This is a genomic window from Pantoea sp. Ap-967, from assembly GCF_011752565.1.
In the GTDB taxonomy this organism is placed as follows: Bacteria; Pseudomonadota; Gammaproteobacteria; order Pseudomonadales; family Pseudomonadaceae; genus Aquipseudomonas.
Map to the genome: position 1 here is coordinate 200,229 of NZ_VWXK01000008.1, position 12,883 is coordinate 213,111.

The 12,883-nt window shown below is 63.7% G+C and carries 11 protein-coding genes; 4 read left to right on the plus strand and 7 right to left on the minus strand.

Annotation, left to right across the window (positions count from 1 at the left end):
* The first annotated feature begins 17 nt into the window (after positions 1 to 17).
* The gene (gene pdxJ, locus F3J45_RS11380; RefSeq protein WP_205299733.1) at positions 18 to 740 is read left to right on the plus strand and encodes a pyridoxine 5'-phosphate synthase; all 723 of its coding nucleotides are present in this window, start codon (positions 18 to 20) and stop codon (positions 738 to 740) included.
* 77 nt (positions 741 to 817) lie between these two features.
* Here pdxJ and F3J45_RS11385 read toward each other — a convergent pair whose 3' ends face one another.
* Together F3J45_RS11385 and F3J45_RS11390 are read right to left on the minus strand one after the other, a co-directional pair.
* Positions 818 to 2,200, minus strand: coding sequence for a heavy metal sensor histidine kinase (locus tag F3J45_RS11385; protein ID WP_167061854.1), 1,383 nt, complete (start codon positions 2,198 to 2,200; stop codon positions 818 to 820).
* A complete protein-coding gene (locus tag F3J45_RS11390) occupies positions 2,197 to 2,871 on the minus strand; it encodes a heavy metal response regulator transcription factor (protein WP_167061856.1) in 675 nt (224 codons plus the stop codon). The genes F3J45_RS11385 and F3J45_RS11390 overlap by 4 nt, the downstream gene beginning before the upstream one ends.
* A 199-nt stretch (positions 2,872 to 3,070) precedes the next feature.
* On the opposite strand from F3J45_RS11390, the gene F3J45_RS11395 reads away from it, so the two are divergent.
* Entirely contained in the window at positions 3,071 to 3,274 is a 204-nt protein-coding gene (locus F3J45_RS11395; protein WP_167061858.1) for a hypothetical protein, read from the plus strand.
* A 30-nt stretch (positions 3,275 to 3,304) separates the two neighbouring features.
* Here F3J45_RS11395 and cmoB read toward each other — a convergent pair whose 3' ends face one another.
* Positions 3,305 to 4,261, minus strand: coding sequence for a tRNA 5-methoxyuridine(34)/uridine 5-oxyacetic acid(34) synthase CmoB (gene cmoB, locus F3J45_RS11400; protein ID WP_167061861.1), 957 nt, complete (start codon positions 4,259 to 4,261; stop codon positions 3,305 to 3,307).
* Complete coding sequence (cmoA, locus tag F3J45_RS11405) at positions 4,258 to 5,061, minus strand: carboxy-S-adenosyl-L-methionine synthase CmoA (protein ID WP_370526368.1); 804 nt, start codon at positions 5,059 to 5,061, stop codon at positions 4,258 to 4,260. Before cmoA ends, cmoB begins: the two co-directional genes overlap by 4 nt.
* 178 nt (positions 5,062 to 5,239) lie before the next feature.
* Here cmoA and F3J45_RS11410 point away from each other — a divergent pair, with 178 nt between their 5' ends.
* Together F3J45_RS11410 and F3J45_RS11415 are read left to right on the plus strand one after the other, a co-directional pair.
* Positions 5,240 to 6,403, plus strand: a complete 1,164-nt coding sequence (locus F3J45_RS11410; RefSeq protein ID WP_167061883.1) for an alpha-xenorhabdolysin family binary toxin subunit A — start codon at positions 5,240 to 5,242, stop codon at positions 6,401 to 6,403.
* Positions 6,393 to 7,313, plus strand: coding sequence for an alpha-xenorhabdolysin family binary toxin subunit B (locus F3J45_RS11415; RefSeq protein WP_167061901.1), 921 nt, complete (start codon positions 6,393 to 6,395; stop codon positions 7,311 to 7,313). Before F3J45_RS11410 ends, F3J45_RS11415 begins: the two co-directional genes overlap by 11 nt.
* 6 nt (positions 7,314 to 7,319) lie before the next feature.
* On the opposite strand, the gene F3J45_RS11420 is transcribed toward F3J45_RS11415, so the two are convergent.
* The 3 genes from F3J45_RS11420 to F3J45_RS11430 form a co-directional block, all read right to left on the minus strand.
* Complete coding sequence (locus F3J45_RS11420; protein WP_167061905.1) at positions 7,320 to 7,712, minus strand: protease inhibitor I42 family protein; 393 nt, start codon at positions 7,710 to 7,712, stop codon at positions 7,320 to 7,322.
* A 134-nt stretch (positions 7,713 to 7,846) separates the two neighbouring features.
* The gene (gene lon / locus F3J45_RS11425) at positions 7,847 to 10,267 is read right to left on the minus strand and encodes an endopeptidase La (protein WP_167061908.1); all 2,421 of its coding nucleotides are present in this window, start codon (positions 10,265 to 10,267) and stop codon (positions 7,847 to 7,849) included.
* 178 nt (positions 10,268 to 10,445) lie between these two features.
* Positions 10,446 to 12,857, minus strand: a complete 2,412-nt coding sequence (locus F3J45_RS11430; RefSeq protein WP_167061911.1) for a glucose/quinate/shikimate family membrane-bound PQQ-dependent dehydrogenase — start codon at positions 12,855 to 12,857, stop codon at positions 10,446 to 10,448.
* Positions 12,858 to 12,883: the final 26 nt, after the last annotated feature.

Below are 12,883 nucleotides of genomic sequence, written 5' to 3' on the forward strand. Positions count from 1 at the left end.
TGACTCACAGCAACCGCATGCTTCTTGGCGTCAACATCGACCACGTGGCGACCCTGCGCCAGGCCCGGGGCACCCGCTATCCGGACCCGGTCAAGGCCGCACTGGACGCCGAGGAAGCGGGTGCCGACGGCATTACCGTGCACCTGCGCGAAGACCGCCGGCACATCCAGGAGCGCGACGTGGTGCTGCTCAAGGACGTGCTGCAGACGCGCATGAACTTCGAAATGGGCGTTACCGAAGAGATGATGGCCTTTGCCGAGAAGATCCGCCCGGCGCACATCTGCCTGGTGCCCGAAACCCGTCAGGAGCTGACCACCGAAGGTGGCCTGGACGTGGCGGGGCAGGAAGCACGCATCAAGGCCGCCGTTGAGCGCCTGGCGCGCACCGGCGCGGAGGTTTCGCTGTTCATCGATGCCGACGAGCGGCAGATCGAGGCCTCGCGCCGGGTAGGCGCGCCAGCCGTGGAGCTGCACACCGGGCGCTACGCCGATGCGCAAACCCCGAGCGAAGTGGCCGACGAGCTGCAGCGTATCGTCGATGGCGTGGCCTTTGGCGTGGGCCAGGGGCTGATCGTCAATGCCGGGCATGGCCTGCATTACCACAATGTCGAGGCGGTGGCGGCGATCAAGGGGATCAATGAACTGAATATCGGCCATGCGCTGGTGGCCCATGCCCTGTTCGTTGGCTTCAAGGCGGCGGTGGCTGAGATGAAGGCGTTGATCGTCGCGGCTTCGCGCTGATCCGTTGGTTGTCAGTGCCGGCCTCTTCGCGGGGCAAGCCCGCTCCTACAGCGAACAGGCCGGCACTGGCAACCCATTCACTCTGATCGAAACACCAGGGTAAACCGCGTTGGCCCAGCAGGGCTGCTGCAGACCTCGACCCGCCCCCCATGCAACTGCATGATCGACTTGACGATCGCCAGCCCCAACCCCGTCCCGCCTTCGAGCCGCGAACGCCCGGCACCCACCCGGTAGAAGCGTTCGAACAACTGCGGCCAGTGTTCCTCGGCAATCCCCGGCCCCTGATTCTCCACCCACACCCGCACTTCGGCGCCCTGGCGTTCGATGCCCAGTTGCACGGCTTGCCCCTCGGCGCCATGGCGGATGGCATTGTTCAGCAGGTTGGACAGTGCCCGTTGGAACATCAACCGGTCCACCAACGCCGTTGCCCACCCCTGCAATTGCAGCTCGATGCCCTTGGGTTCGGCCGTGTAGGCGAACAACTCACTGACCTGCGCCGCTTCATCGGCCAGCGCCAGCGGCTTGAGCAGCACCTGGGCCTGGGGTTGGCTGACCTGGGCGAGAAACAGCATGTCGTTGATGATGCGGTTGAGGCGGGTCAGTTCCTCGATGCTGTCCTCCAGCACTTCGCGGTAGTTCTCGCTCTGCCGCTCGCGGGCCAGGGTGACCTGGGCCTTGCCCATCAGGTTGCTCAACGGCGTGCGCAGTTCGTGGGCCAGGTCGTCGGAGAACTGTGACAGCTGGCGAACGCCCTGGTCGAGGCGTTCGAGCATGACGTTGATGCTACACGCCAGGTCCGCCAGTTCCTGGGGCAAGCCGGCCACGGGCAGGCGGTGCTGCAGGTCCTGGGCCGAAACCTGCCCGGCAATGCGGCGGAACCTGCGCAGCGGCTTGAGGCCGCGCTGCATCAGCCACCAGGCACCGGCGCCGATCAGCGCCAGCAGCAGCGGCAGCGCCAGCAGGGTGGAGTTGAGGTAGGCCTGGAGCAGGGCGTTGTCGTCTGCGCGGTCGAGCGACATCATCACCCGCACCGGGGTGTCGTCGCGCAGGCGCATCAGCTGGGTGGCGGTGAGGATCTGCCGGCCGCTGCCGTCGCGCCACGGGTGAAAGCCCAGGCGGGCGTCGGTGGGCAGCTCGCTGACCCGTGATTCAAGGGCCGGCCCCAGGCTGAGCAGGTGCGGGTGGCGGCCATCGAGGGCCAGCACGCTGAGGCTCAGGTTGTCGTGGCCCATCACCAGGTCGAGCAGCGGGTGGGCGCGGTTGCCCAGGTCTTCGTTGCGCAGGTCGACCCGCAGGTTGTGCGCTACCTGCAGCATCTTGCGCGCCAGGTCCTTGCGCGCGCGGCTGTCCAGCTCATGGTCGAGGGCGAACACGGCCAGGCAGGCCAGCAACAACACCAGCGCGGCGCCCATCAGGGTGACGCCCAGGCCCAGGCGCAGCGACAGGCTGGCGTTTTTCACACGCGGGCCTCAAGCACGTAGCCGACGCCGCGCAGGGTGTGGATCAGCTTGTCGTCGAACGGGTCGTCGATTTTTGCCCGCAGGCGGCGGATCGATACCTCGACCACATTGGTGTCGCAATCGAAGTTCATGTCCCAGACCAGCGAGATGATCTGCGTGCGTGACAGCACCTCGCCGCTTTGGCGCATCAGCAGGTGCAGCAGGGCGAACTCCTTGGCGGTGAGGTCGATACGTTGCCCGGCGCGATAGGCGCGGTGGCGGCCGGGGTCCAGCTCCAGGTCGGCGACCCGCAGGGTGCTCGGTTGCAGTTGCTGGTCGTTGCGCCGTAACAGGGTGCGGATACGGGCCAGCAGCTCGGGAAACTCGAACGGCTTGAGCAGGTAGTCGTCGGCGCCTAGATCCAGCCCCTTGACCCGGTCGGCCAGGCGGCCGTGGGCGGTCAGCATCATGATGCGGGTGGCGGATTCGGCGCGCAGGCGCTGCAGGACCGTCCAGCCGTCGAGCTCTGGCAGGTTGACGTCGAGGATGACCAGGTCGTAGGGCTGCTGGCGCGCCAGGTGCAGGCCGTCGGTGCCGGTGTGGGCACAGTCGACCACGTAGCCGTTTTCGCGCAGGCCTTGGTGCAGGTAGTCGGCGGTTCGCAGTTCGTCCTCGATGATCAGCAGGCGCATGGGGCGGGCTCGGTGTGTTGGAAAGGGCGGGATTCTCAAGCCTGAAGGGGGTTGAGGGTCAAGGGGCGGGATGTTACGGAATGAGAATGGCCCGGCAACACCCGATCACATTGCAAGACTGTAATGCGCGCCTCACCTTGGTGTTAGCTGCCCTAGGGCAGGCTTGCCCTGTCAGATCGACTAACACGAGGCAAGCACGATGAACCTGAGCAAATACCTGCTGCTGGCGGCCATGGCCCTGGGCAGCGCCAGCGTCTACGCCGAAGGCGGCGCAGAACGTTCGAAGCAGTTCTGGGAGGCCTTCCGCCAGGACCAGGCACGCCTGTATGGCGACCCGCAGCAGGCCATCGCCGAGCGCGAGCGCAAGGCCCAGGAGAAAGCCCGCGAGGTGGCCAAGGATTGACGCCGGGCGCCGCTGGCGCGACCCCAAACGCTATTTACGCGCCAGTAACGTGGCCCGGCGTGGCGCTGGCAAGCCTTCGATGGTTTTGCCATGGTCGTTGGGGTCGAGGAAGTCGCCCAGCGACTGGTAGCGCATCCAGTCGGTGCTGCGCTGTTCCTCGACGCTGGTGGTGCTTACGTCGACGCAGCGCACATCGCTGAAGCCGGCGCGGCGCAGCCAGCGCTCCAGGGCCGGAACAGACGGCAGGAACCAGACATTGCGCATCTGCGCGTAGCGGTCCTCGGGCACCAGCACCTGGTTTTCATCACCTTCGATCACCAAGGTTTCCAGCACCAGCTCACCGCCCTTGACCAGGCAATCCTTGAGCGCCAGCAGGTGCTCGATGGGCGAGCGGCGGTGGTAGAACACGCCCATGGAAAACACCGTGTCGAAACCTTCCAGGTTGGCTGGCAGGTCTTCAAGGGCAAACGGCAGGTGCCAGGCTGGCAGCTCGGGCAGGTACTGCTGCACGGCCTGGAACTGGCAGAAGAACAGCCAGTTGGGGTCGACGCCGATGACCATGTCGGCGCCGGCGCCGAGCATGCGCCACTGGTAGTAGCCATTGCCGCAGCCCACGTCGAGCACGCGCTTGCCCTTGAGGTTCAGGTGCGGGCCGACCCGTGACCACTTCCAGTCCGAACGCCATTCGGTGTCCACGTGCACGCCGAACAGGTCGAACGGCCCCTTGCGCCAGGGTGACAGCCCCATCAGCGCCTGGCGCAGCTGGGCGCGGGTGGCATCGTCGCAGGCGCAGTCCAGGCGCAGGCCGCTGGCCAGGTCGACGTCACTGGGCGTGAGCGCCGGCAGGGCGTCGAGGGCGCCGCGCCAGCGGTCGAGGTCGCCATGGCCTTTTTCCAGCTTGGCATCCAGTTGCGCTTGCAGGCCCTGGGACCAGGAAGCCAGGGGCGTACCCGCCAGGCGGCGGACGAGGGGGGAAAGATCGATCATGGCAGGGCTATCAGCGAGGCGAAGTTGAGGCATTGGAACCAGGGCACGACCTTGGTGAAACCGGCCGCGTGCAGGCGCTCCTTGTGCGCCTGCAGGGTGTCGGGCTTCATCACGTTCTCGATGGCACTGCGTTTCTGGGCGATTTCCAGTTCGCTGTAGCCATTGGCCCGCTTGAAGTCCAGGTGCAGCTCGTTGAGCAGGGTTTGCTCCTCGTCATCGGCGAAACGCAGTTTCTCCGAGAGGATCAGCGCGCCGCCGGGCAGCAGCGCCTGGTGGATGCGCGTGAGCAGCTCCAGGCGCTGCTCGGGGGCAATGAACTGCAGGGTGAAGTTCATTGCCACCACCGAGGCCGGCGCGAGCGGCAGGCTGAGGATGTCGGCCTCCAGCACTTGTACCGGCAGCAGTTCCTGGAACATCGAGTCCTGGGCGGTGAGGTATTGGCGGCAGCGCTCGACCATGGCCGCGGAGTTGTCCACGGCGATGACCTGGCAGCCGTCGCTGCGCACATGGCGGCGCAGCGCCTGGGTCACCGCCCCCAGGGAAGCCCCCAGGTCGTACAGTGCGGTGTTGGGCTGGGCGAAGCGCGCGGCCAGCACGCCGAGGTTCTCGACGATGGTCGGGTAACCGGGCACCGAGCGCTTGATCATGTCCGGGAACACGCGCACCACGTCTTCGTTAAACACGAAGTCGGGCACTTGCTCCAGGGGCTGGGCGAAAAGGCGGTCGGGTTGTTTGCTCACGGCGGGCTCGGTGCGGAAACGGGGGCGATATTCTAGCCAAATCAAGGGCGTAATGCCTATTTATCGGACTGCCGTCCTGCCAGGGGCGACGGGAGGGAGATTTCCCCGTTTAAAAGGTCTGACGACCGTTGCTGATGAATTCGTGACTACGCTGCTGTGCCTGCTGATTATAGCCCCGACCGGAAAAGCCTATCGTCGTCTTCTGCAGCGTGATGTAGGTAATTAACGGAGGCATTAGATGACTGAAATAACCCATCCTGAACAAAGGCTGTCCTTTCAGCAATTGAGCGAAGAGCAGCGCGCCCAGTATGTGCCGGAGCAAGTTTTTGATCTGCGAAAGAACGAGCCGGCCTTTATCTTCAATCGGGATAATCTGATCGCGATCAAGCGCTACGAAAAAGCGATTCGCAAACTTCCTACTGCTGATGCAGCCATCCCCGAATCCGTGATGAGCCTGGTGAGTGCCAGCAAGCAGGATATTGACGTTCTCTTTGACAACCTGCGCAAGCATGCCGATTCTTGGGACGGTGTGGAAGATGCTTGCAAGAGTTTGGGGGCGGATCTTCAAATTTTTGCAGAGACCTTGGTCGCTGAGGCGACTAAGTTGATTGCACTGATCAAGACGATGGACACCTGGGATGCCACTGCCGGCCAGCACGCTATTGTGCTGCCAGTGAGGGACGGCGAGACCTTCAAGCAGGCCGTTGCACGGCACATGGGCGTCATTGGCGAAGACATTGCCTACAAGCGCAAGAGTATTCAGCATGTAAAACAACTGGTCGATCACTTCGGCGACGCCATCAGCGAAAACTTGCTACCGATGGCGCGTGATTTAAGAGAAAAAATGCTGCACAGCCAGTTCACCGAGGCGCTGACACAGTTAGATGCCAAAATCACGGTGTTGGACAGTGAGATACAAAAAACACTCGATGAGTACAACCGTTTGGTCGGCCTGTCTTTTACCGGCCTGGTGTTTGGCCCCCTCGGATTGGCGATCACCGGTGGTATTTATGGCAAGCAAGCGGAGGCAGTGCGGGCTGAAAAAAACAAAAAAATCCGCGCGCGCAGCGAGTTGGTCAAACAGAAGTCCGAGTTGCAGGGCTACTTCCCGATCATTGAGAAAGTCACTACGGACATCGCTGACATGGCATTTCGCTTGGTCGACGTGCGCACGGCTACTGCCAACTTGGAGGACGTCTGGGTATTGCTGGATGCCTATGCGAAGAATTCGCAGAGGCGCGCAGAGGCCGTTTCAACCAATCATGATGTCAAGCGCTTCGTCGAGCAATTCGAGCGAGTGATCAATCCATGGAAAAACATTCAAGGTATCTCAAAAGATATCTCAAAATTGTTCAATGAGACGTTGATAGATTTTGAAAGGGAGTTCCAAAATGGTAAATGAAACGCGTAGCCTGCCAGATGTAAACGTGATGACCCAGGCCGAGGATAAAATCCGCACGCTTTATCACGGTCATACAGCAACTGTTCTACCGGCGGTACGGGAACGCCTGCTCGACCTCGCCTCCTTGGTAAAAGCCGGAAACGACATGCTGCGAGAAAGTGTGCTTTCCAGTCTGGTTTCGCTGAACCTGGAGTTTGACCAATATCCGGCGTCGGAAGAGGACGATCTTCTGCGCCTGCGGCAGAGTGTGGCGGCCGACATGGCGCAAGTGGTCCTGGCGGCCGAGCGCGTGCAGGGTTACCGCGACCCGAATATCGCCGCTTTGAAGGCGGAACAGGGGAAGGTCGTGTTGCAGGTTCAAACTTCCATTGACGCCCAGAAAGCGCTTGTCGCCGCCCAGGAGGCCCGCCTGAAGGAGATAGACGCTTTACTCCAGACCCTGGAGAAGCCATCTGTAACCCAAGCACTGCGCGGCTTGCTGCCTGAACCGAAGGATATCGAAGTGGTTATCGGCACCCTCAAGGATCCAACGGTAAGTCCGGAGTTGGTGAAGGCTGCCCTCGAGAATCTCAATAAGCACCTGGATCTACTTGAACAGGGGCGCAAACTGTCCGACGTGTTCATGAGCCGCCGTCGTCTCGGTGAGGCGTTGAATGAGCAGCGCATCACTTTGGAGCAGATCCAACTGCAGTTGTCGAAGGAACAGGCTGGACAACTGCAATATGAAAGCATTGAGCAACTGCTGGCCGAGCGACAGACCTGGTTGCAGCAGGTGAACCGGTTCTGTGACAGTTGGAAGGCACTGTCGCAAACCGTCGCTGCAGCCACACAGCCACCTGCGCTTAAATCTGCACTTGAAGAGGTCCGCGACTACCTGGTGTCGGTGCGCCGCGCCATCGAGGCCGTTTGAAACCGCTCAATCAACCCTGACTTTGCAATCGAACGTCTGCACCGGTTGCACCTGCGATGCCCAAGGCTGCTGATACACCAGTATCAAGTGGCCTTCGCCGGCGCCATGAGCTTGGAAGCGCCAGGTTGAAAGCCCGGCCTCGCCCACGATGTCAGCGTCCTCGGGGGCGCTGTACACCTCGGGGCCAAGGCCCTTGAGGACATTGGACGCCGGGTTCTGAACCCGCCAGCGGTAACCGGTGGACGGGTTGCTGGGCAGGGTCAGGGTGAGGGTCTGGCCGACCTGCAGGCGCTTGGGGCATTCGCTTTCGGCGTCCAGTTCGACATTCGGTTGCGGCTGCTGGGCGCAGGCGGCGAGCAGGGCGAGGCTCAGGGGAACGAGCAGACGGGGGGCGGTCATGGTGGCTCCGAAGGCTGGCGATGGCCTGAGGATAACCGATGATCGAGGGGTTTTGTGTTGTGGTTGCTGGCCTCTTCGCGGGGCAAGCCCGCTCCTACAAGAGCGGGCTTGCCCCGCGAAGAGGCCGGCACTGGCTAGAACAGAACCTTGGCCACGTCGGCGAAGCGCTTGGCGAAATGCACGGTCAGGCCTTCACGCAGGTAGTCCGGCAGCTCCTCGAAGTCCCCGCGGTTAGGCTCGGGCAGGATCAGTTCGAAAATCTTCTGCCGCCGCGCCGCAATCACCTTCTCGCGCACCCCACCAATGGGCAGCACCTGGCCGGTCAGGGTCAGCTCGCCGGTCATGGCCACGCCTTTCTTCGGCGCTTGGTCGCGGGCCAGCGACAGCAAGGCACTGGCCATGGTGATGCCGGCACTCGGGCCATCCTTGGGCGTGGCGCCTTCGGGAACGTGCAAGTGGATGAAGGCTTCGTTGAAGAAGCCCGGGTCGCCGCCGTACTGCTTGAGGTTGGAGCTGACATAGCTGTAGGCGATTTCGGCAGACTCCTTCATCACGTCGCCCAACTTGCCGGTGAGCTTGAAGCCGCGGTTCAGGGTGTGAATGCGGGTGGCCTCGATCGGCAGGGTGGCGCCACCCATGCTGGTCCAGGCAAGGCCAGTGATCACGCCCTTGCCGGCCAGCACCTGTTCACTGCGAAACACCGGCATGCCCAGGGCGGCTTCAAGGTCCTTGTTGCCGATTTTAAGCTTCGCCTGCGGGTCGTCCAGCAGCTTGACCACGGCCTTGCGCACCAGCTTGCCCAGCTGTTTTTCCAACTGGCGCACACCGGCTTCGCGGGCGTAGCCGTCAATCACCGTGCGCAGGGCGCTGTCGCTGATGCTCAGGCTGGTCTTGGCCACACCGGCCTTGTCCAGCTGCTTGGGCCACAGGTGGCGCTTGGCGATGGCCAGTTTCTCTTCGGTGATGTAGCCAGAGAGGCGAATCACTTCCATGCGGTCGAGCAGCGGGCCGGGAATCGAGTCCAGGGTATTGGCGGTGCACACGAACAGGACCTTGGACAGGTCCAGGCGCAGGTCCAGGTAATGGTCGAGGAAGTCGACGTTCTGTTCCGGGTCGAGGGTTTCCAGCAGCGCCGAGGCCGGGTCGCCCTGGTAGCTCTGGCCCATCTTGTCGATCTCGTCGAGCATGATCACCGGGTTCATCACCTCGACCTCCTTCAGCGCCTGCACCAGCTTGCCCGGCTGGGCGCCGATGTAGGTGCGGCGGTGGCCCTTGATCTCGGCCTCATCGCGCATGCCGCCGACGCTGAAACGGTAGAACGGCCGGCCAAGCGACTCGGCGATGGACTTGCCGATACTGGTCTTGCCCACCCCGGGCGGGCCGACCAGCAGCACGATGGAGCCGCTGATTTCACCCTTCCAGGCGCCCACGGCGAGGAATTCGAGGATGCGTTCCTTGATGTCGTCCAGGCCTGCATGGTGTTGGTCGAGCACCTTGCGCGCATGCTTGAGGTCGAGCTTGTCCTTGCCGTACACGCCCCAGGGCAGGGCGGTGGCCCATTCCAGGTAGTTGCGGGTAACGGCGTACTCAGGCGAGCCGGTTTCGAGGATGGCCAGCTTGCCCATTTCCTCGTCGATGCGCTTTTTCGCCTGGTCGGGCAGGGTCTTGCCTTGCAGGCGCTGCTGGAACTGTTCCAGGTCGGCGCTGCGGTCGTCCTTGGTCAGGCCCAGCTCCTGCTGGATGACCTTGAGTTGTTCCTTGAGGAAGAATTCGCGCTGGTGCTCGCCGATCTGCCGGTTCACCTCGGCGGAAATCTCGTTCTGCAGGCGCGCCACTTCGACTTCCTTGCGCAGCATCGGCAGCACTTTTTCCATGCGCTTGAGCATGGGCACGCAGTCGAGCACTTCCTGCAGCTGGTTGCCGGTGGCGGAGGTAAGCGCGGCGGCGAAGTCGGTGAGCGGCGATGGGTCGTTGGGGCTGAAGCGGTTGAGGTAGTTCTTCAGCTCTTCGCTGTACAGCGGGTTGAGCGGTAGCAGTTCCTTGATCGCGTTGATCAGGGCCATGCCGTAGGCCTTCACTTCGTCGGTGGGCTCGGCAGGCTGGCGCGGGTACTCGACTTCGACCAGGTACGGCGGGCGGTGGTGCTTGAGCCAGGTGCGGATGCGCACGCGGGTCAGGCCCTGGGCGACGAACTGCAGCTTGCCGTTCTCGCGGCTGGCGTGGTGCACCTTGACCAGGGTGCCGTATTCCGGCAGCGCCTTGGTGTCGAAGTGGCGGTGGTCTTCTGGCGGCGTGTCCATGAAGAACAGTGCCAGCGAGTGGTGCTCGGTCTTGGCCACCAGGTCGAGGGTTTCGGCCCAGGGCTCTTCATTGACGATCACCGGCAGCACTTGCGCGGGGAAGAACGGGCGGTTGTGAATCGGGATTACATAGACCTTGTCCGGCAGCTGTTGGCCGGGCAGGGCGAGGGCGTGGCCGGTATCGGCCTTGGCATCGAGGTGTTCGACTTCGCTGTGTTCGTCGGGTTGTTCCGGGAAATCCTGCTGGTCGCTCATGGGGCACCTGCGTGAATGACTATGGTGCTTAGATGGGGCGGGGGGGGATGGGTTTCAATGGTAGATGAAGGGCACGGGGAGGGTTTCATCTTTGCTGGCCAGTGCCGGCCCTTCGCGGGGCAAGCCCGCTCCTACAGAGGTACGCGATCCTCTGTCGGCGCGGGCTTGCCGGTGGATGTTACTCGGCCAATTTGTAAGCGATGATGTAATCGCCCATCTTGGTGCCCAGCGAGCCGTGGCCGCCGGCGACGATCAGCACGTATTGCTTGCCGTCCTTGCCGGTGTAGGTCATCGGCGTGGCCTGGCCACCCGCTGGCAGGCGGGCCTTCCACAATTCCTTGCCGTTGTTCACGTCATAGGCACGCAGGTACTGGTCGAGGGTACCGCTGAGGAAGCCGACACCGCCTGCGGTGACGATCGAGCCGCCCATGCTCGGTACGCCCACTGGCATGCCGATCGGCACCGGGGTGCTGTCACGGGTGGTGCCGTTCTTGCGCTTCCACACCACCTTGTTGGTGAACAGGTCGATGGCGGCCACGTAGCCCCAGGCCGGCGCCTGGCACGGAATGCCGATGGGCGACATGAACGGGTGCATGATGACCGCGTAGGGGGCGCCAGTATTCGGCTGCACGCCGCTGGTTTCGCTTTCGCGCTTGCTGCCGGCGGCAACCTGTTCGCGTGGCACCATCTTCGACACGAAGGCCATGTAGTTGGGCGAGGTGAACAGCAGTTGGCGCACCGGGTCGACCGACACGCTGCCCCAGTTGAACACGCCGACGTTGCCTGGGTAGACCAGCGAACCCTGCTCGGACGGCGGGGTGTACTGGCCTTCGTAACGCAGTTCGCGGAACTGGATGCGGCACAGCATCTGGTCGAACGGCGTGGCGCCCCACATGGCCTGTTCGGTCAGGTCCGGGCCCAGCAGGTTGAGGTCGGAACGGGCCTGGGTCGGTGCGGTGTGGTCACCCTTGACCGCGCCTTGCGGGGTGGGGATTTCACGAATCGGCACGATCGGCGTGCCGTCGCGGCGGTCGAGCACGTACAGGCTGCCCTGCTTGGTCGGCACGATGATCGCAGGCTTCACGCCGTCCTTGGTTTTCAGGTGCACCAGGGTCGGTTGGCTGCCAACGTCCATGTCCCACAGGTCGTGGTGGGTGAACTGGTAGTTCCAGCGGGCCTTGCCGGTGGCCAGGTCCAGGGCGACCACGCCTGCGCTGTATTTCTCGGCGCCTGGGGTGCGGTCGGCGCCCCATTGGTCGGGGGTCTGGTTGCCCAGCGGCAGGTAGACCATCCCGAGGTCTTCGTCGACGCTGGCCAGCGACCACATGTTGGCCGAGTTGCGGCTGTACTGCTTGCCCGGTGCCAGTGGCTTGGTGTCGTCTGGGTTGTTGCTGTCCCAGTTCCACACCAGGCGGCCATCGTGCACGTCGTAGGCGCGGATCACGCCGGACGGTTCGTTGGTCGACTCGTTGTCGGTGACGTGGCCACCGATGATGACCAGGCTGCGGGTGATGGCCACCGGCGAGGTGGAGTAGTAGCCGCCTGCGGTGAACGGGCCGATGCCGGTGGTCAGGTCGATTGCGCCCTGGTTGGCGAAGCCTTCGCAGACCTTGCCGGTGTCGGCGTTGATGGCGATCAGGCGGGCATCGGCGGTGGGCAGGTAGAGGCGGCGCGGGCAGGCCTGGGCCACGGCCTGGCCTGCATCGGTTACCTTCGGCGCCGGGCTGCCGTCACGGCTGACGTAGCTGTTCTCGTCGTAGTACGAGACGCCGCGGCAGGTCATGTGGGCGAAGCCCTTGAAGGTGCCGACCGGGGTCTTGATCTGCGGGTCGTAGCGCCAGATTTCGGCGCCGGTGTCCGGGTCCAGGGCCAGCACCTTGCTGTGGGCGGTGCAGGCATAGAGCATGCCGTTGGCCTTGAGCGGGGTGTTCTCGTTGGTGAGCTCCACCGGGTCGTTGGCGGTGGGCAGGTCACCGGTGCGAATGCGCCAGGCCTCTTCAAGGCGGTAGGCGTTCTGCGGGGTGATCTGGCGCAGCGGCGAATAGCGGTCGCCGTGCTCGGTGCGGCCGTAGGCCTGCCAGTCGCCGTCCGGCATGGCCGGCGCGGCGCTGCCCATTTCGCTGTTGTCGCGGCCCAGTTCGCCGAACACTTCACCGGGGTGGGTGAACTGGCTGCCCACGGCGCTGGCGCCAGAGGCCAGCACGGCAACGCTCAACAGTGCGGTGTTGAGCCCGGCTGCCGGGCCGATCAGCGGGCGCCGTGCCCAGGGCAGCAGCAAGACCACGCCGATGGCGAACCAGATGGCCAGGCGCGGCACCAGTTGCCACCAGTCCAGGCCCACTTCCATCAGCGCCCACGCAGTGCTGCCCAGCAGCACCAGGCCGTACAGGCCCAGGGCGAGGCGACGCTGGGCCACCAGCAGGGCGCCCGCCACGGCAAAGCCGATCCCGGCGACCAGGTAGTACAGCGATCCGCCCAGCTGGCTCAGCTTGATGCCGCCGGCCAGCAGGGCCAGGCCCATCAGCAACAGCAACACGCCCATCAGGCGGGGTAGCCAGCGGGTTCCAGGGTTGGCACCGTCAGTGCTCATCTTAGGTTCTCCGTTCAGTGCAAGGG